Origin of the sequence: Sphingomonas molluscorum (assembly GCF_039522995.1) — a bacterium.
GTDB lineage: Bacteria > Pseudomonadota > Alphaproteobacteria > Sphingomonadales > Sphingomonadaceae > Sphingomonas > Sphingomonas molluscorum.
The window spans coordinates 748,020-765,757 of record NZ_BAAAEL010000001.1; the positions used below are offsets into that span (position 1 = coordinate 748,020).

Genomic DNA, 17,738 nt, shown 5'->3' on the forward strand with positions numbered 1-17,738 from the left:
ACCCAATGTCTGCGTCCCCTGGCGGGGAACCAAGAGGAAGACCCATGGCAACCGAAGTCCTTGTTCCCGTACTGGGCGAATCGATCACCGAAGCGACGCTGGGCGAATGGCTCAAGCAGCCGGGCGACCCCGTGAAGGCCGACGAGCCCATCGCCAGCCTTGAGACCGACAAGGTCTCGGTCGAAGTCCCCTCGCCCGTCGCGGGCGTGATGGGCGCGCATGCCGTCCAGCCGGGCGACACCGTCTCGGTCGGCGCGATGATCGCCACCATCGACGCAGGCGACGGCGCCCCGGCGAAGACGGCCGCGCCCGAGGCCGGCAGCACCGCTGCGGCTCCGGCTCCGGCAGCCGCCCCGCAGGAGGCCGGCGGCAACGTCGACGCCGCTGCGCTGTCGCCGTCGGTGCGTCGCGCGATCCTTGAGCATGGCGTCGATCCGGCGACCGTGAAGGGTAGCGGCAAGGACGGTCGCCTGACCAAGGAAGACATCGTCGCCGCCGCGTCGAACAAGCCGGCCGCAGCCCCCGCCGCGGCCCCGGCGGCCGCTCCCGCAGCGGCGCCTGTCGCTGCCGGCGGTGAGCGTCGCGAAGAGCGCGTCAAGATGACGCGCCTGCGCCAGACCATCGCCCGCCGCCTGAAGGAAGCGCAGGACACCGCAGCCCTGCTGACCACCTTCAACGACGTCGACATGACCGCGGTCATCGAGGCGCGGACCAAGTACAAGGACCTGTTCGAAAAGAAGCACGGCGTCCGCCTGGGCTTCATGGGCTTCTTCGTGAAGGCCGCGTGCATGGCCTTGAAGGACATCCCCTCGGTCAACGCCTACATCGAGGGCGACGAGATCGTCTATCACGACTATGCCGACATCTCGGTCGCGGTCTCCGCGCCGCAGGGCCTGGTCGTGCCGGTGATCCGCTCGGCCGACCAGATGTCGGTGGCGCAGGTCGAAAAGACGATCGGCGACTTCGGCAAGCGCGCCAAGGAAGGCACGCTGAAGATGGACGAGATGAAGGGCGGTACCTTCACCATCTCCAACGGCGGCGTGTTCGGCTCGCTGATGTCGACCCCGATCATCAACCCGCCGCAGTCGGCAGTGCTGGGCCTCCACCGCATCGAGGAGCGCCCCGTGGTCCGCAACGGCCAGGTCGTCGTCCGCCCGATGATGTACCTCGCCCTCAGCTACGACCACCGCATCATCGACGGTCGTGAGGCAGTGACCTTCCTCGCCGCGCTCAAGAACGCGATCGAGGACCCGACCCGCCTGCTGATCGACCTGTAAGCTTCTGCCACCTTGTGCTCCTGCGAAAGCAGGAGCCCAGGGTGACGGAGCGCACCGCTTGTGACCCTAGGCTCCTGCCTCCGCAGGAGCACAGGACTGGGAGGCGAAGACGAAGGCCGGCTGCGTCTACATCATGGCGAACCAGCGCAATGGGACGACTTACACTGGCGTCACCAGCGACTTGCCCGCCCGGGTGTACCAGCATCGCACCGGCCTCGTGGACGGCTTCGCCAAGGAGCACGACTGCAAGCTGCTCGTCTGGTACGAGGCGCACGATGATCTGGAAGCCGCGCGGCATCGCGAACTCCAGATAAAGAAATGGAAGCGGGCTTGGAAAATCGCCCTTGTCGAGCGATCCAACCCGCTGTGGAAGGATTTGTGGCCGGAAGTCGCCCGCCCCTAGTGCTCCTGCGAAGGCAGGAGGCCAGAGCCACGAGCGACACCGCCAGCAACCCTGGGCTCCTGCCTTCGCAGGAGCACGAAGGAGTGAGCAATGGCTGAATACGACTTCGACGTTCTCGTGATCGGTGCCGGCCCCGGCGGCTATGTCGCCGCGATCCGCGCGGCACAGCTCGGTCTCAAGACCGCCTGCGCGGAAAGCCGCGAGACGCTGGGCGGCACCTGCCTCAACGTCGGCTGCATCCCCTCCAAGGCGCTCCTGAACGCGTCCGAGAAGTTCGATGAAGCGGTTTCGGGCGTCCTCGCCAAGCATGGCGTGAAGCTCTCGGGCGTCGAGCTCGACCTTTCCGTGATGATGGCCGACAAGGACAAGGCCGTGAGCGGCCTCACCGGCGGCATCGAGTATCTGTTCAAGAAGAACAAGGTCGAGTGGGTGAAGGGCCTCGCCACCTTCCAGGACGCGCACACCGTCCAGGTCGGCGACCGCACCGTCACCGCCAAGAACATCGTCATCGCCACCGGCTCGTCAGTGACCCCGCTGCCGGGCGTGACCATCGACCAGAAGGTCGTCGTCGACTCGACCGGCGCGCTCACGCTGGAGAAGGTGCCGGAGCACCTCGTCGTGATCGGCGGCGGCGTGATCGGCCTGGAACTCGGCTCGGTGTGGAAGCGCCTGGGCGCCAAGGTGACGGTGGTCGAATATCTCGACCAGCTGCTGCCGGGCATGGACGGCGAAGTCCGCAAGGAAGCCGCCAAGATCTTCAAGAAGCAGGGCATGGACCTGAAGCTCTCGACCAAGGTCACCGGCGTTGCCGTCGACGGCGGCCGCGCGACCGTGACGGTCGAGCCGGCAGCCGGCGGCGCTGCCGAAACCCTGGAAGCGGACGCCGTGCTCGTCGCGATCGGCCGTCGCCCGAACACCGAGGGCCTCGGCCTCGACAAGATCGGGCTCCAGCTCAACCAGCGCGGCCAGATCGAGACCGACCATGACTTCCGCACCGCCGTCGATGGCGTGTGGGCGATCGGCGACGTGATCCCGGGCCCGATGCTCGCGCACAAGGCCGAGGACGAGGGCGTCGCGGTGGCCGAGAACATCGCCGGCCTCACCGGCATCGTGAACCACGACGTCATCCCCGGCGTCGTCTACACCCACCCGGAGATCGCCGGCGTCGGCCTGACCGAAGAGCAGGCCAAGGAACGCGGCGAGATCAAGGTCGGCAAGTTCCCGATGATGGCCAACAGCCGCGCCAAGGCGATCGACGACACCGCCGGCTTCGTGAAGGTGATCGCCGACGCCAAGAGCGACCGCGTGCTGGGCGTCTGGATCATCACCTCGGTCGCCGGCACCATGATCGCTCAGGCGGCGCAGGCGATGGAGTTCGGCGCCACCAGCGAGGACATCGCCTACACCTGCCACGCGCACCCGACCCATTCGGAAGCGATCAAGGAAGCGGCCATGGCCGTGCAGGGCAAGCCGATCCACATGTGATCGACAGGCCTCTGGTTTAGCGAAACGGCGTCGGTGGCACCCACCGGCGCCGTTTTCGTATCCGGCCCTGCCCGCTGCGCCGGGAGCAGTCCAAGACAACAAGCGCTCCGCCCACTGCCCCGGTGCTCCTGCTTGCGCAGGAGCACGGCTAGGCAGACGCCCGCCCGCTTTCTCTCGCGTGCTCCTGCGCAGGCAGGAGCCCAGGGCCACCAGCGCTATCCTGGCGGCCTAAGCATACTTACATACCACCCGTACCCCGGCGAAGGCCGGGGCCCAGTTGGGATAGCGTCTGAAAGGCGCGCCGTGATCGCCACGGCAGCGCAAGTGGGCTCCGGCCTCCGCCGGGGTACGAAGAAGGAAGCCGGCTGGCCGGAGGAACCCGCTCGCACGCTGCTCCGACAGGCGGATTCTACGCCCTCACCCCTCCGCCGGCATCCGCGCCACCAGCAGCGTCAGCAACCCCGCCAGCACCGCCGCGATCCACACCGCGCCGTCGCCCGCCAGCTGGTATGCCCCCGCGCCGCCGAGCGTGCCGAACAGGAACCCGCCCCAGAACAGCAGGTCGCGCCACCAGCCGGTGCGCGGCCCCACGCCCATCAGGGCGTCCGCCAGCCGCTGGCCGAAGCGCACCAGCGTTCCCGTCATGTAGGTGAGCCCCACCTGCACCTCGCCGTTGCGGCTGAACACGGCGTTCTCCGCCCCCATGGCGCCGGCCAGCAGCACCAGCGCCAGCTGCCGCGGCCCGAACCCCAGGCACAGCGCCGCCAGCGCCAGCAGCGCCGTGACCAGCAGCATCACCGCCTCGCGCCCCCGTACGCCGCCGGCCCGTGCGGCGATCGCACCCCCCATCACGCCGGAGACGAACGCGAGGATCAGCGAGATCGCCGTATGCAGTTCGTCCTGGAGCCCGGACGCGATCGCCACGCCCAGCCGGGTGGTGTTGCCGCTCATGAAGGAAGCGAAGAAGCCGGCGAAGGCCGAAAAGGCGATGGCGTCGACGAAGCCGGCCAGCGCCGCGAGCAGCACGGCGACCAGCAGGACGGAGAGCGGAAGACGTTGCATGGCCCCTTTTCCCTCCTTCGTTTGCCCTCGCCAACCCCCGGGCTTCCGCAATCTGCGACGAACCGCTAGCGAGCTGAGGTCGTGCCGATGGAAACCCTCTCGCTCGGGCCCGTGCTGCAGGTTCTCAACCTGCTCGGCATCGCGGTCTTCGCCGCCACCGGCGCGCTTGCGGCGGCGCAGCGCGCGCAGACGCTGGTGACCGCCACCTTCTTCGCGCTCATCACCGGTGTCGGCGGCGGCACGATCCGCGACCTGCTGATCGGCGCGCCCGTCTTCTGGGTCCGCGACGCGCAGACCGCGGCGCTGTGCCTGTCGGTGGCGGTGCTGATCTGGATCACCCCGCAACGCTGGTGGCGCCAGCAGGCGCTGGAGTGGCTCGATGCGGCAGGGCTCGCCGCCTATGCGGTCTATGGCGTCGCCAAGGCGCTGGAGTTCGGCGTACCGCCGATCCCGGCCGCGATCATGGGCGTGGTGACGGCCTGCGCGGGCGGCATCCTGCGCGACATGCTGGCGGGCGAGCCGTCGATCCTGATGCGCCCGGAGCTCTACGTCACCGCCGCAGCGCTCGCCTCCGGCCTCTATGTGGTGCTGGTCTCGCTCGGGCTGCCGAGCTTCGCCTCGGCGCTCTGCGCCTCCGCCGCCGGCTTCCTGCTTCGGGCCGCCGCCATCCACTGGAAGCTCGGCCTGCCGACCTATCGCGGCCGGCACTGACGCTCCCGCGCTCCTGCGAAGGCAGGAGCCCAGGGTCGCGGGCACCGGCCTCTGCTCCTGGAACGAAGCCTAGCCGCGCACGACGCCGACGTCGCGGAACGGCCGCGGCTCGGCGGGCGGCATGCCCGTGTGCGCCAGCTCGCATTGCCACAGGCCGATGTCGATCCACTGGCCCTGCTTGTAGCCGATCGAGCGGATCACGCCGGCGCGGCGGAACCCCACCGCCTCGTGCAGCGAGATCGACGGCCCGTTGGGCAGCGCGATCACCCCCATCGCCTGGGTGAAGCCCTGCGCGCGCAGCGTCACGATCAGCGCCTCGTAGAGCAGCCGCCCCGCGCCCTGCCCATGCGCGCCACCCGCAAGGTAGATCGTCGTCTCGACCGAAAAGCGATAGGCGGCGCGCGACCGGAACGGCCCGGCATAGGCATAGCCCAGGATCTTGCCCGGCCCGGTTTCCCCCAGCGGATCGGTGCCCGTCGCGACCAGCCACGGATAGAAGCCGTCATGCTCCGCCATTCGCTCGGCGATGGCGGCGGCGTCGGGCGGCTGCTCCTCGAAGCTGATCGTGCTGCCGGTCACATAGGCGGCATAGATCTGCGCGATCGCCTCGGCATCGTCGGCGGTCGCCGCCCGGATTGCGATCACAGGCCGAACCGCGCCAGCATCAGGTCCATCAGCCGCACGTCTTCGCGCGCCGGCACCACCGGCCCCAATCCGGCGCACTCCAGGCAGCGTGCCTGCATCGCGGCGCCACCCTTTACCAGCCGCCGGGCGTCGCCCAGCGCCTGCGCCAGCAGCGCACGCCGCTCGCCCGCCAGACGCGAGACCAGGTCGGTGGAGGCCGATCCGACGCGATCCTCGTCCTCCTCGCCCACGTTCATCGCCGCCAGGAACTGCTCCAGCGCCCCCGGCTCCTTCTCCAGATACTCCGCATGCACCTTGGCCGGATCGAGCTTGGCGCGGCGCGCGGCCTCCGCCACCGCGTCGGAAAGCGTGCCGAACCGGTCGACCAGCCCCAGCTGCCGCGCGGTGCCGCCGTCCCACACCCGGCCCTGGCCGATCTGGTCGACCCGCTCCGGGCTCATCCGGCGCGACTGCGACACCAGGCCGATGAACCGGCGATAGCCGTTCTCGATCGTCGCCTGCACCAGCGCGTCGAAGGTGGCGTTGGTGCCGCCCATCACGTTGGGCTGGCCGGTCAGCGGCGTCGTCTGCACGCCGTCCGTCGTCACGCCGATCTTGGCGAGCGTGTTCTCGAACGTCGGGATCAGCCCGAAGATGCCGATCGAGCCGGTGATGGTGTTCGGCTCGGCGAACACCACGTCGCCGGGCGTCGACACCCAATAGCCGCCGCTCGCGGCCAGGCCGCCCATCGAGACGACGACCGGCAGGCCCTTCTGCTTGGCCTGCAGGATCGCCTGGCGCATCTGCTCGGACGCGAGCGCCGAGCCGCCGGGCGAATCGACCCGCACCACCAGCGCCTTCAGCTCCTTTTCGGCCAGGCCCTTGAGCAGCAGCTTCGACACCGTGTCGCCGCCGGCGGTGCCGGAGCCGGAGTCGCCGTCGACGATCTCGCCCGCGATGGTCAGGATGCCGACCGCGTCGCCCGTCTGGGGCAGCGGGTTGGCCGCGACCCAGTTCCGAAGCGGGATCGCCTTGAAGCTGCCGGCGATCTTCTTGTCGCCGATCCCGACGCCCTCCAGTTCGGCCACGCGCTTGCCGAACGCGACGCGATCGCCCAGGCGGTCGACCAGCCCCGCCGCCAGATTGGCCTTGGCGATGTCGCCCCCGGCCGCGACCACCAGCCTGTCCGGCTGGGTCAGGAAGTCGGCGACCTTCGCCTTGGGACGGGCCTTCGCCACCGCCTCGCGCCACTGGCCGAAGATCGCGCCATAGAGCGCCTGGTTGGCGGCACGCGCCGGCTCGGACTGGTCAGCGCGGGTATAGGGCTCCACCGCCGACTTGAACTCGCCGACGCGATAGACGTGCGCGTTGATGCCCAGTTTGTCGATCAGGCCCTTGTAGTAGAGCTGCGCCCCGCCCGGCCCGGTGAACATCGCGCCGCCCATCGGGTTGACCCAGATCTCGCTGGCGTTCGCGGCCACCAGATAGCTGCTGTCGGTGTAGCCGGTCGCATAGGCGAGCACCGGCTTGCCGCTCGCTCGCACCCGGCCGACCGCGGCGGCGACTTCCGCCACCACGGAGGGGTAGCCGCCGACGAACCGGTCCAGATCCAGCACCACCGCCGTCACCCGCTTGTCGTCGCGCGCCTTGTCGAGCGCGTGCACCACGTCGCGCAGCCGATGTTCGCGCGCCACGCTCGCACCGCTCAGCGTCGCAAAGGGGTCCATCTCGCTCGGCTGCTCGACCACCGTGCCGTCCAGCGCCACCAGCAGCGCGCCGGGCTTGATCGCCGGATTGGGCTTGGCGGCCAGCGCCGCGAACAGCAGGCCGAAGAACAGCAGCATCGCCAGCAGGACGAGCCCGTCCTTGACCGCGACCAGCAACTTCCAGGCACCCCGAACCAGTCTCACGCGCATCTTCCCCTTGTCAGGTCATGGCGGTGCTAAAGCAGCGCCAGAGGCGAGTAAACCGCGCGTCTCCAGGGTCTCGGCACAGCGCTACGGCCTGGCCGGGCGCGCCGCCCGCGATTCCGCCACGCACTGTCGCGCACCGCATTTTTTCGGCTGGGCGACCCGTTGACGAGGTGCGAGGGCGATCGCATATGCGGGCTGCTGGCACTCGCTGCGGGTGAGTGCCAATCACTGTTCACAGAAAGGAAAGCGCGCATGAACTTTCGTCCGCTGCACGACCGCGTGCTCGTTCGCCGCGTCGAAGCCGAGGAAAAGACCGCCGGCGGGATCATCATCCCGGACACCGCCAAGGAAAAGCCGCAGGAAGGCGAAGTCGTCGCCGCCGGTAACGGCACCAAGGCTGAAGACGGCAAGGTCACTCCGCTCGACGTCAAGGCTGGCGACCGCATCCTCTTCGGCAAATGGTCGGGCACCGAGGTCAAGGTGAATGGCGAAGACCTGCTGATCATGAAGGAAAGCGACATCCTGGGGATCGTCGGCTGATTTCCTGACCCGGTTCGGCGCTCCTGCGCAGGCAGGAGCCCAGAGCCAAGCATCCAGAATCCTAGGTTCCTGCGTCTGCTGGAGCCTGAGCAAGAGGAATAGCCAACATGGCAGCCAAGGAAGTAAAGTTTTCGCGCGACGCGCGTGAGCGCATCCTCAAGGGCGTCGACATCCTGGCCGACGCGGTCAAGGTGACGCTCGGCCCCAAGGGCCGCAACGTCGTGATCGACAAGTCCTTCGGCGCACCGCGCATCACCAAGGACGGTGTCTCGGTCGCCAAGGAAATCGAGCTCAAGGACAAGTTCGAGAACATGGGCGCCCAGATGGTGCGCGAAGTGGCCTCGAAGACCAACGACGTCGCCGGTGACGGCACCACCACCGCGACCGTTCTCGCCCAGGCGATCGTTCGCGAAGGCATGCGCTCGGTCGCAGCCGGCATGAACCCGATGGACCTGAAGCGCGGCATCGATCTCGCCGTCGGCAAGGTCGTTGAGGACGTGAAGGCGCGCTCCAAGCCCGTCGCTGGCACCCAGGAAGTCGCCCAGGTCGGCATCATCTCCGCCAACGGCGACCGTGAAGTCGGCGAAAAGATCGCGGAAGCGATGGAGAAGGTCGGCAAGGAAGGCGTGATCACCGTCGAAGAGGCGAAGGGTCTCGAATTCGAGCTCGACGTCGTCGAGGGCATGCAGTTCGACCGCGGCTATCTGTCGCCCTACTTCATCACCAACCCGGAAAAGATGACGGTCGAACTCAACGACCCGTACATCCTGATCCACGAGAAGAAGCTCTCGAACCTGCAGGCGATGCTCCCGATCCTGGAAGCCGTCGTTCAGTCGGGTCGTCCGCTCCTGATCATCGCCGAGGACATCGAGGGCGAGGCTCTGGCCACGCTCGTGGTGAACAAGCTGCGCGGCGGCCTGAAGGTCGCAGCGGTCAAGGCGCCGGGCTTCGGCGATCGCCGCAAGGCGATGCTCGAGGACATCGCGATCCTGACCAAGGGCGAAGTCATCTCGGAAGACCTGGGCATCAAGCTCGAGTCCGTCACGCTCGGCATGCTCGGCACCGCCAAGCGCGTCACGATCGACAAGGACAACACCACCATCGTCGATGGTGCGGGTGAAGCCGACGCGATCAAGGGCCGCACCGACGCGATCCGCCAGCAGATCGAAGTCACCACCAGCGACTATGACCGTGAGAAGCTCCAGGAGCGTCTCGCCAAGCTCGCCGGCGGCGTGGCCGTGATCAAGGTCGGCGGTGCGACCGAGGTCGAGGTGAAGGAGCGCAAGGACCGCGTCGACGACGCGCTGCACGCAACCCGCGCAGCCGTCGAAGAGGGCATCGTCCCGGGCGGCGGTACGGCTCTGCTGTACGCAACCAAGGCACTCGCCGGCCTGACCGGTGCGAACGAGGACCAGACCCGCGGCATCGACATCGTTCGCCGCTCGCTGACCGCGCTCGTCCGTCAGATCGCGCAGAACGCCGGCCACGACGGCGCCGTCGTGTCGGGCAAGCTGCTCGACCAGGACGACACCTCGTTCGGCTTCAACGCGTCGACCGACACCTATGAGAACCTGGTGGCGGCCGGCGTGATCGACCCGACCAAGGTCGTCCGCACCGCCCTCCAGAACGCGGCGTCGGTCGCGGGCCTGCTCATCACCACGGAAGCGACCGTGGCCGAGCTGCCCGAGGACAAGCCCGCGATGCCGGCGATGCCCGGCGGCGGCATGGGCGGCATGGACTTCTGATCCGGCTGCGGCCCGGGCCAGCCTGTGCTGGCCCGGGACTCGCACCGGATCGGCCGGCGGACTTCGGCCCGCCGAAGTCCGTCCGACGTCAGCACCGGCTTTGCCGGTGCCGTCCCAGAAAGGGGCCGGAGGGGAAACCTTCCGGCCCTTTTCTTTTCGCCCCCTTTCCTTCCACCCCGCGAATCCCGATGATCGGGGCCGAGCGTCGTCCGACGCAGCCATCCACGGGAACCCGCATGATCGATCTTACCCGCCGCGAAGCCCTCGCCGCCTCTGCGCTTGTCGGATTTGCCGCCGCCACCCCCGCCTGGGCCCAGCAGCCCGCCGCCCCCGCGCCCGGCGCCACTGCCGCCGCCTGGGACCTGACCGAGCTTTATCCCAACGACGCCGCCTGGGACGCCGCCCGCGTGAAGGCGCTCGCCGACGCCAAGGCCTTGGCGCAGTGGAAGGGCCGGCTCGGCGAAAGCGCGGACGTGCTCGCCCAGGCGCTCTCCGCCCAGTCCGACGTCGGCCGCACCGTGTCGCGCATCTACACCTACATCAGCCTCAAGGCGGACGAAGACGTGCGCGTCGCCGCCAACCAGGAACGCCGCGCCCAGGCGACCGACCTGTGGGTGGCACTCGGGGAGGCGACCGCTTGGACCGGCCCCGAGCTGATCGCACTCGGTCGCCCGAAGATCGAGGCGTTCACCGCCCAGAACGCAACGCTGCGCACCCGCTTCGCCATGGTGCTCAAGAACGTCCTGCGTCAGGCCGAGCACACGCTCAGCCCCGAGGGCGAGGCGCTGCTCGCGAGCGCCGGCGCCGCACTGTCGGGTCCGGGCGAGACCGCCGAGCAGCTGCGTTCCTCGGACATGCCACGCCCGACCGTCCAGCTTTCGACCGGCAAGTCGGTGCGGCTCGACGACCAGGGCTATTCGCTCAACCGCGACGCGCCCAACCGCGCCGATCGCAAGCAGGTGTTCGACGCCTTCTGGAAGAGCTACGGCGCGTTCGAAAGCTCGCTCGGCTCGGCCTATGTCGCCAAGATCAAGGGCGACATCTTCAACGCCCGCGCCCGCAAATACCCGAGTTCGCTGGCAGCCGCGGTGTCGGGCGGCAACATCCCCGAGGGCGTCTATCGCACGCTGGTGCAGGAGACCAACGCCGGCCTGCCGCAGCTCCACCGCTATTTCGAGCTGCGCCGTCGCATGCTCAAGCTGCCGGACATGGCCTATTACGACATCTACCCGCCGCTGGTGTCGCTCGATCGCCGCTTCACCCTGTCGGACATGCGCACGCTGACGCTGGAGGCGACCAAGCCGCTAGGGCCCGAATACGCCAAGCTGATCGCCGAGGGTACCGCGGCCCGTTGGATGGATCCCTTTCCCCGCACCGGCAAGCGCTCGGGCGCGTACATGAACCCCGGCGCCTACGACGTGCACCCCTATCTGCTGCTCAACCTCGGCGAGAACTACGAGGGGCTGTCGACCTATGCTCACGAATGGGGCCATGCGATCCACTCGCTGCTCTCCAACCGCGCCCAGCCCTATGACATGGCCGACTATCCGATCTTCCTGGCGGAGATCGCCTCGACCGCGAACGAGGCGCTGCTGGTCGACATGATGCTCAAGCGCGCCAAGACCCGCGAGGAGAAGCTCTTCTACCTCGGCCAGCGCATGGAGAGCATCCGCGGCACCTTCTTCCGCCAGGCGATGTTCGCCGAATTCGAGCTCGAAGCACATGAGTTGGCGGAGAAGGGCGAGGGCGTGTCGGGCGCGCGCTTCACCGCGCTCTACCTCGACCTTTTGAAGCGCTACCACGGCCCCAAGGTCGCGATCGACCCTGCCTATGCGATCGAGTGGGCGTACATCCCCCACTTCTATTCCAACTTCTACGTCTACCAGTACGCCACCTCGATCACCGCGGCCGAGTATTTCGCCCGCTCGGTGCTGACCGGCGGCACGGCGGAGCGCGACCGCTATCTGGCGGTGCTGAAGGCGGGCGGCTCGGACTATCCGATCGACATCCTCAAGCGCGCCGGCCTCGATATGACGAGCCCGGAACCGTACCGGCAGCTCGTCCAGAGCTTCAAGGAAACGCTCGACCAGGCCGAAGCCCTGCTGGGCTGAGGCAAGAGGGGAGGCGGCACGACCGCCTCCTCTCTGCCGCGGTGCGGCCGCACCAGATCACGGTGGCGCCGGTTGCGGCCCATCAGTCTCACGCATCTGAACCCCGACCGTCGCCGGGGCCCTCCCTCACCCTTCTCGTGCTCCTGCGCAGGCAGGAGCCCAGGGCCTCAAGCGCCGCACGCCGCGGTTCTGCTTGGCCCTGGATTCCTGCCTGCGCAGGGATACGACAGTGTCCGGAGGCCGGTTGCGTCCTTCGCAAAGGTCGGGCGTGCGCCGGGGGGAACAATTTGCGCTCCGGCCCCAGATTTGGGCTGACTCCGCCCTCAGACCGTCAGATACGCGACGCCAGGCACCGAACCCGTGGGCGACGCCGCCTTCCCCAGCTTCCCGTCACTCCCGATACGCAGGCTCGCCACCGTGCCCGATCGCTGGTTCGCCACCAGCATCTCGCCCCGTTCCTCCAGCAGCAGGAACATCCGCGGCCAGTCCCCGCCGCACCCGACATGCTGGAGCAGCGTCAGCCCGCCATCGCCACCCACGGCGAACACCGCGATGCTGTTGTGCCCGCGATTGGAGACATAGAGCCGGTCGCCCTTGCGGTTGAGCGCGATGTGCCCCGCCGCCGAAGACCCGGCGAACCCCGCCGGCAACGTCGACACCACGCCGCGCCGACGAAAGCTCCCGTCCCCCTCTGCACCGAGGATCGTCACCGTGTTGGCGAGCTCCGCCACCAGATACGCGACCGGCAGCCGCGGATGCCGCGCCAGGTGGCGAGGCCCCGATCCCGGCTCGGCACGATAGGCGACCGTCGTCTTCGCCAGCCCGCCCGATCGCGGATCGAGGTGGTGGGCAAAGACCGCGTCGGCGCCCAGGTCCACCGAATGCAGCAGCGGCGCTCCCGGAGCAAAGCCGACCCAGTGCGCATGGGCGCCAGCCTGCCGCTCCCGGTCCGGGCCGCTGCCCGCATGGACGATGCGCGCCGCCTCGTCGATCGGCAGCCCGGTCGCGGGGTCGAGCTTCCAGACGGCCACGCTCCCGCTCGAATAATTCGCCACCGCCAGCGCACGACCGTCCGGGCTCAGCGCGACATGGCAGGGATCGGCGCCCAGCGTCGACACCCGCGCCATGCGCCGGAAGTCGCGCCCATAGATGCCGAGCGAACCCTCCGCCTGTTCATCCACCAGATAGCGTAGACCGCGGGCCTCGCTCCGCACGCCGAACGAGGCGTTCGCGATCTCCGGCAGCGCACGGCCCGCCGTCCAGGCGCCGTTCGACGGCACCAGCGGCACCAGCCCGGCACCACCCTCCTGCACATAGGTGCCGGCAAGCACCCTGCGGCTTTGCTGCGCCAGAAGCCGGGTCGGAAACGCCGCAGCAGCGGCAGCGGCGGCGACGAGCGTCCGTCGCGACAGGGAAAGCGGGGAGGAAGCCATGCCCGCTTGATGGCGCATTTGGGCGCGGCGGCAAAGATCGCGCGTCCCGACGGGCAGACGCAAAGCGCTGTCCGCGTCGGGCCGAACTCAACCTCCTCGGATTCGCCTGCTTCCCCGTGCCCCCTTCATGCCTGCAGCCGGAAACAGGCCTTGCCGACGGGGAGCTTCGACTCGACAAGGCAGCGCATGATCCAAGCGACCGCTCCCGCCCTTGTCCTCATCGACTTGCAACGGACCATGGCCGATCCGACCCGCCCGGCGCGCAACAACCCGCGGGCGGAGGCGAACGCAGCCCAACTGCTGGCCGTCTGGCGGCACGCGGGCCGTCCGGTGATCCACGTCCGCCACCTCTCCCTTGAACCAGAATCCGGCTTCCAACCCGGGCAGCCAGGGGCCGAGTTCCAGCAGGCGTTCCTGCCCGCGCGTGGGGAGCATGTGGTCGACAAGCACGTCACCGATGCCTTTGCCGGCTCGGGACTGGAACGGCACCTCCACCTGCGCTCGATCCGGGCGCTCGTCTTCGCAGGCGTCGCCACCAACTATTCGGTGGAGGCAACCGTCCGGTCGGCTGGCTGCCTGGGCTTCACCGCGACCCTGGTTTCCGACGCGTGCTTCACTTTTGCACGGACGGACCTGAGCGGCGTCCACCGTTCGGCGGACGAGATCCACATGGCATCGCTCAGCAACCTGCACGACGAATATGCGGAGATCCGCACGACCGAGGAAGTGCTCACCGATCTGGCCGGGCCGGACCTTCCTTAGTCACGAAGCGGATCGACGGCTTCAGAAGATCCCCAGGAACTTCTTGCGCTGGGTCTTCTTTTCCTCGCCCGATCCCTTGCCGTCCTCGTCCTTCGACGTGGTGCCCGCGCCCACGTCGTCGCGCGGCTTGCCCTTGGTGGTGCGCTGCGCCTTAGCGGTGGCGCCAGCGAGGATGGGCCCGCACGCGGCCGACTTGGCATCGCCCACGTCGACAAAGGCGAGCAGCCCGCCGATCGGGGTCGCGACCGCCGCCAGGCCAAGGCCGATGCCGGCACGCCCGACCAGCTCCGGGCTGATCACGTCGAAGCCCGGCTCCGCGAAATAGCCGTTGATCCCGACCGGCGACTGGCCCGCGAACAGCGAGAACTTCTTGGAATCCGCCCGGAACGCCAGGTCGATCGCCTCGGTCTTGAAGCTGAAGCCGCCACGGCCGAGCATGACGTTCTTCTGCGTGTCGATCAGGATCGGGTCGGCCGCCGCCACGCCGTTGCGCACGGTGAAGCCGATCAGCCCGCAGTTGATCTGCACCGGCTCCTTCAGCTTGTCCTCGAACATCTTCTGGATGAACGTGCCGACGTCGATTTCCGACAGCTGGATGTTGCGCGTCCAGAAGCTGCCCTTGGGCATGATGAAGGCGATGCGCCCGTTGGAGCTCGCCAGCGAGTCGTGCACGCTGTTGCCGCTGCCCGTCATCTTCACGCGCGCCGAAATCGTGCCGCTGGTGCCCGCCTCCGCCACGCCGAAGCCTGCGAGCAGCCGGCCCATCGGCGTCGGCGTCAGGCGGATGTCATAGTCGGTGAAGACCGGTGCCCGGCGCGCGTTGATGCTGATGTCCGACAGCACCGTGCCGCGCGCCATGGTGAAGTTGAGCGGCGAGAGCTTGAGCAGCCGGTCGTCGAGCGACAGCCCCAGCTTGATGTTGGAGATCGGCACGTTTTCCGACCGCACCTGCCGCACCGTCCAGTTGACCTTCGCATCGAAGTTCTTGAGCGCGTCGACGTTGAGCGGCGTGTCCGGCAACAGCCGCGGCGTGCCGCCCACCCGCGTCACTGTGCCCGCCTTGCCCTGCTTGTCCAGCCGGTCGGGATTGTAGCCGATGAAGGGCGCGACATCGATCATGTCCAGCCGGCGGGTGGCGAGGTCGGCGGTCAGGTACATGCGCGGCTCGCGTTGGAACACGCTGAACGCGCCGCTCAGATCACTGTCGCCGAACGTGCCGCGCAGCCCCGTGAAGCGCCACTCCTCGCCCCGCTTGGTGAGCGCGGAGGCGAGATGGTAGCGCCGCGTGTCGGGCACGGTCAGCCCGAACACCTCGAACAGGTTCGCTAGGTTGCGGCCGCGCAGGTCGACCTTCAGGTCCGATCCCTCGATCACCGTCGGCTCGGGCAGCGTGCCGGTGACGGTGCCCACCGCATCGACCGCCCGCACGGTCAGCGCCAGCTGCGTCTGCCCACCCGCCAGCGCCGCGTTCGGCGACAGGAGCGCGCCGGTCAGCGTGAACGGAATGCCACGCGCACGCCCATCTCCGTCGAACCGCACGGCGTTCGCGACCTTGCTGTCGCGCGCCTCCACGGTGCGGAAGCGGACGTTGGCGAGGATCCGCATCGACGGATCGCTGTAGCGCAGCCCTGAATTGCTCACCGCCGCCTGGCGGATCACCGGCATGTCGAACGGCTCGCCCTTGGCGTTGGGGTCGCCGAAGGTCCAGGTGTTGCGGCGGTGGTCGGCGTCCCAGGCCAGGTCGACGCGCGCGCCGTCCAGCCCCAGCCAGTTGATCCGTCGCTGGCCGAACAGGAAGGTGAAGGTCGCGATCTGGCTGTCGAACTTCCGCGCTTCCAGGAAATTGCCGCCGCCCGCCCATTCGGGATTGGACACGGTCAGCCCTTCGGCCAGGAACTTCAGGTTGATCGGGTTGAAGTAGAATTGGAAGTCGCCCGCGACCCGCACCTGCCGCTCGGCCGAGCTCGACGCGATCTTCTCGAACGTGCCCTTCAGGAAGCGGCCCTTGGTGATGAACAGGATCGCCCACACCAGGAACAAGGCGATGAAGATGCCGAGCACCACCCGCAGCAGGATGGTGAGCCAGCGCGGCCGCCCGCGTCGCGGCGGCGCCGCCGGGGTTTCGGCGGGCGGCGGCGGCACATCGTCCGCGACAGGGGGCAGTTCGCGATCAGCCATGCGGCCAAAAACTCGCCGCTGGCGTAACGAGTTCCCGCGCACCGCCTGCTGCGGTTGCGCATGCACCGCCATTGCGCTAAGCGCGCCGTCTTTCCACGACTCTTCGAGCCTGTCTCGAGGGATCGCCCGGCCAAAAGGGCTGCCGCGGCGATCTGCTGGGTCGTGACACACAAGGAGAAAAAAATGCCCAAGCTCAAGACCAAGAGCGGCGTGAAGAAGCGCTTCAAGTTCACCGCCACCGGCAAGGTGAAGCACGGTGTGGCCGGCAAGCGCCACCGCCTGATCAGCCATAACGCCAAGTACATCCGCCAGAACCGCGGCACCTCGGTGCTCGCCGACGCCGACGTCGCACACGTCAAGGCGTGGGCGCCCTACGGTCTGCGCTAAGGAGGTCTGACACATGGCACGTATCAAGCGCGGCACCACGACCCGCACCAAGCACAAGCGTATTCTGGATCAGGCGAAGGGCTATTATGGCCGTCGCAAGAACACGATCCGCATCGCACGTCAGGCCGTCGAAAAGGCCGGCCAGTACGCCTATCGCGACCGCAAGGTTAAGAAGCGGACGTTCCGCGGCCTCTGGATCCAGCGCATCAACGCCGGCGTCCGGGCCGAGGGCCTGACCTACTCGCAGTTCATGCACGGCCTGAAGCTCGCCGGCATCCAGCTGGACCGTAAGGTCCTGGCGGATATCGCGATGCACGAAGGTGAGGCATTTACCGCCATCGTCGCTCAGGCGAAGGCGGCGCTGCCCCAGGCCGCCTAAGCGACCTGCAGCGTTACGCGAACATGGGGCGTCGGTGGCAACACCGGCGCCCTTTTCGTTTTCGCCCTTGGCCATTCGGTGGCCAGGGCAAATGAGGAGGCACGAATGGCGATGCACCTCTGGTGGCTCTACGTCACCGCCGTGTTCCTGATCGCAGGCACCCCCGGCCCGAACATGCTGCACGTCATGGTGCAGAGCATCCACCACGGGCCCCGCCGCGCGGTCTTCTCCATGGCCGGGCTGATGAGCGCCAACCTGCTGTGCCTGCTCGCCTCGGCAATGGGACTTGGTGCGCTGCTCCAGGCGTCGCCGCGGCTCTACGGTGCGCTGCGCTTCGCCGGTGCCGCCTATCTGATCTGGCTCGGGATCAAGGCGTGGCGGGCCCCGGTCTCGGATGCTCCCAGGGCGGAGGGCTTCACCCGCAGCCGTCCCGGCGCGCTCTATGCGGCGGGGCTCGGCACCGGCCTCTCCAACCCGAAGCTCATCGTCTTCGCCGCCGCGCTGTTCCCGCAGTTCCTCGACCTCAGCCGCCCCTTCTGGCTCCAGCTGGCGATCCTGGTCGCGACGTTCGTGGTGATCGAGGGCGGCTGGTACGCCGCCTATGCGCTGGGCGGCCGGTCGCTCGCCCGCTGGCTGGCACCGCCGCGCCGGCAGCGGCTGTTCAACCGCGCGACGGGGTCGCTGTTCATCGGCTTCGGCGGCCTTCTGCTCGCCGCCCGCGCGTGACG

The 17,738-nt window shown here is 68.4% G+C and carries 16 protein-coding genes; 11 read left to right on the forward strand and 5 right to left on the reverse strand.

Annotation, left to right across the window (positions count from 1 at the left end; translation table 11 throughout):
• Window positions 1–44 precede the first annotated feature (44 nt).
• The 3 genes from odhB to lpdA all read left to right on the forward strand — a co-directional run bounded on the left by odhB (window position 45) and on the right by lpdA (window position 3,165).
• Complete coding sequence (odhB, locus tag ABDZ92_RS03645; protein ID WP_125961788.1) at window positions 45–1,277, forward strand: 2-oxoglutarate dehydrogenase complex dihydrolipoyllysine-residue succinyltransferase; 1,233 nt, start codon at window positions 45–47, stop codon at window positions 1,275–1,277.
• A 130-nt stretch (window positions 1,278–1,407) separates the two neighbouring features.
• A complete protein-coding gene (locus ABDZ92_RS03650) occupies window positions 1,408–1,680 on the forward strand; it encodes a GIY-YIG nuclease family protein (protein ID WP_272695281.1) in 273 nt (90 codons plus the stop codon).
• Window positions 1,681–1,770: 90 nt separating this feature from the next.
• Window positions 1,771–3,165: a dihydrolipoyl dehydrogenase gene (gene lpdA, locus ABDZ92_RS03655; protein ID WP_125961791.1), complete on the forward strand. Its 1,395-nt coding sequence runs from the start codon at window positions 1,771–1,773 to the stop codon at window positions 3,163–3,165.
• A gap of 417 nt (window positions 3,166–3,582) precedes the next feature.
• Here lpdA and ABDZ92_RS03660 read toward each other — a convergent pair whose 3' ends face one another.
• Complete coding sequence (locus ABDZ92_RS03660) at window positions 3,583–4,227, reverse strand: DUF1275 family protein (protein ID WP_125961793.1); 645 nt, start codon at window positions 4,225–4,227, stop codon at window positions 3,583–3,585.
• A gap of 87 nt (window positions 4,228–4,314) precedes the next feature.
• Here ABDZ92_RS03660 and ABDZ92_RS03665 point away from each other — a divergent pair, with 87 nt between their 5' ends.
• Window positions 4,315–4,938, forward strand: coding sequence for a trimeric intracellular cation channel family protein (locus ABDZ92_RS03665; RefSeq protein WP_125961858.1), 624 nt, complete (start codon window positions 4,315–4,317; stop codon window positions 4,936–4,938).
• Window positions 4,939–5,007: 69 nt separating this feature from the next.
• On the opposite strand, the gene ABDZ92_RS03670 is transcribed toward ABDZ92_RS03665, so the two are convergent.
• Window positions 5,008–5,583 (reverse strand): GNAT family N-acetyltransferase, encoded by a 576-nt coding sequence (locus ABDZ92_RS03670; protein WP_125961795.1) that lies wholly within the window; start codon window positions 5,581–5,583, stop codon window positions 5,008–5,010.
• Complete coding sequence (gene sppA / locus ABDZ92_RS03675; RefSeq protein WP_125961796.1) at window positions 5,580–7,472, reverse strand: signal peptide peptidase SppA; 1,893 nt, start codon at window positions 7,470–7,472, stop codon at window positions 5,580–5,582. Before sppA ends, ABDZ92_RS03670 begins: the two co-directional genes overlap by 4 nt.
• A 255-nt stretch (window positions 7,473–7,727) precedes the next feature.
• On the opposite strand from sppA, the gene groES reads away from it, so the two are divergent.
• From groES to pepF, 3 genes are all read left to right on the forward strand, one after another.
• Window positions 7,728–8,015 (forward strand): co-chaperone GroES, encoded by a 288-nt coding sequence (groES, locus tag ABDZ92_RS03680; RefSeq protein WP_125961798.1) that lies wholly within the window; start codon window positions 7,728–7,730, stop codon window positions 8,013–8,015.
• Window positions 8,016–8,122: 107 nt separating this feature from the next.
• Complete coding sequence (groL, locus tag ABDZ92_RS03685) at window positions 8,123–9,760, forward strand: chaperonin GroEL (RefSeq protein ID WP_125961799.1); 1,638 nt, start codon at window positions 8,123–8,125, stop codon at window positions 9,758–9,760.
• Window positions 9,761–9,996: 236 nt separating this feature from the next.
• The gene (gene pepF, locus ABDZ92_RS03690; RefSeq protein WP_272695264.1) at window positions 9,997–11,871 is read left to right on the forward strand and encodes an oligoendopeptidase F; all 1,875 of its coding nucleotides are present in this window, start codon (window positions 9,997–9,999) and stop codon (window positions 11,869–11,871) included.
• A 323-nt stretch (window positions 11,872–12,194) separates the two neighbouring features.
• Here the strand turns inward: pepF and ABDZ92_RS03695 are convergent, their stop codons facing one another.
• On the reverse strand, window positions 12,195–13,304 hold the full coding sequence (locus ABDZ92_RS03695) for a lactonase family protein (RefSeq protein WP_125961802.1): 1,110 nt from the start codon (window positions 13,302–13,304) through the stop codon (window positions 12,195–12,197).
• A gap of 186 nt (window positions 13,305–13,490) precedes the next feature.
• On the opposite strand from ABDZ92_RS03695, the gene ABDZ92_RS03700 reads away from it, so the two are divergent.
• On the forward strand, window positions 13,491–14,066 hold the full coding sequence (locus ABDZ92_RS03700) for a cysteine hydrolase family protein (RefSeq protein ID WP_125961804.1): 576 nt from the start codon (window positions 13,491–13,493) through the stop codon (window positions 14,064–14,066).
• A gap of 21 nt (window positions 14,067–14,087) precedes the next feature.
• On the opposite strand, the gene ABDZ92_RS03705 is transcribed toward ABDZ92_RS03700, so the two are convergent.
• Window positions 14,088–16,244, reverse strand: coding sequence for an AsmA family protein (locus tag ABDZ92_RS03705; protein WP_125961806.1), 2,157 nt, complete (start codon window positions 16,242–16,244; stop codon window positions 14,088–14,090).
• A gap of 183 nt (window positions 16,245–16,427) precedes the next feature.
• Between ABDZ92_RS03705 and rpmI the strand changes: the two genes are divergently transcribed.
• From rpmI to ABDZ92_RS03720, 3 genes are all read left to right on the forward strand, one after another.
• Window positions 16,428–16,631 carry a 50S ribosomal protein L35 gene (rpmI, locus tag ABDZ92_RS03710; RefSeq protein ID WP_125961808.1) on the forward strand — a complete coding sequence of 68 codons (204 nt, stop codon included), beginning with the start codon at window positions 16,428–16,430 and terminating at the stop codon, window positions 16,629–16,631.
• Window positions 16,632–16,644: 13 nt separating this feature from the next.
• On the forward strand, window positions 16,645–17,010 hold the full coding sequence (gene rplT, locus ABDZ92_RS03715) for a 50S ribosomal protein L20 (RefSeq protein ID WP_125961809.1): 366 nt from the start codon (window positions 16,645–16,647) through the stop codon (window positions 17,008–17,010).
• Between the two features lie 105 nt (window positions 17,011–17,115).
• Entirely contained in the window at window positions 17,116–17,736 is a 621-nt protein-coding gene (locus ABDZ92_RS03720) for a LysE family translocator (RefSeq protein WP_125961810.1), read from the forward strand.
• Window positions 17,737–17,738 lie beyond the last annotated feature (2 nt).

Bases quoted from the DNA above. Each gene is read 5' to 3' on its own strand.
- odhB (WP_125961788.1), top strand. From the start codon at position 45: ATGGCAACCGAAGTCCTTGTTCCCGTACTGGGCGAATCGATCACCGAA.
- lpdA (WP_125961791.1), top strand. From the start codon at position 1,771: ATGGCTGAATACGACTTCGACGTTCTCGTGATCGGTGCCGGCCCCGGC.
- ABDZ92_RS03660 (WP_125961793.1), bottom strand. From the start codon at position 4,227: ATGCAACGTCTTCCGCTCTCCGTCCTGCTGGTCGCCGTGCTGCTCGCG.
- ABDZ92_RS03665 (WP_125961858.1), top strand. From the start codon at position 4,315: ATGGAAACCCTCTCGCTCGGGCCCGTGCTGCAGGTTCTCAACCTGCTC.
- groES (WP_125961798.1), top strand. From the start codon at position 7,728: ATGAACTTTCGTCCGCTGCACGACCGCGTGCTCGTTCGCCGCGTCGAA.
- groL (WP_125961799.1), top strand. From the start codon at position 8,123: ATGGCAGCCAAGGAAGTAAAGTTTTCGCGCGACGCGCGTGAGCGCATC.
- pepF (WP_272695264.1), top strand. From the start codon at position 9,997: ATGATCGATCTTACCCGCCGCGAAGCCCTCGCCGCCTCTGCGCTTGTC.
- ABDZ92_RS03695 (WP_125961802.1), bottom strand. From the start codon at position 13,304: ATGGCTTCCTCCCCGCTTTCCCTGTCGCGACGGACGCTCGTCGCCGCC.
- ABDZ92_RS03700 (WP_125961804.1), top strand. From the start codon at position 13,491: ATGATCCAAGCGACCGCTCCCGCCCTTGTCCTCATCGACTTGCAACGG.
- ABDZ92_RS03705 (WP_125961806.1), bottom strand. From the start codon at position 16,244: ATGGCTGATCGCGAACTGCCCCCTGTCGCGGACGATGTGCCGCCGCCG.
- rpmI (WP_125961808.1), top strand. From the start codon at position 16,428: ATGCCCAAGCTCAAGACCAAGAGCGGCGTGAAGAAGCGCTTCAAGTTC.
- rplT (WP_125961809.1), top strand. From the start codon at position 16,645: ATGGCACGTATCAAGCGCGGCACCACGACCCGCACCAAGCACAAGCGT.
- ABDZ92_RS03720 (WP_125961810.1), top strand. From the start codon at position 17,116: ATGGCGATGCACCTCTGGTGGCTCTACGTCACCGCCGTGTTCCTGATC.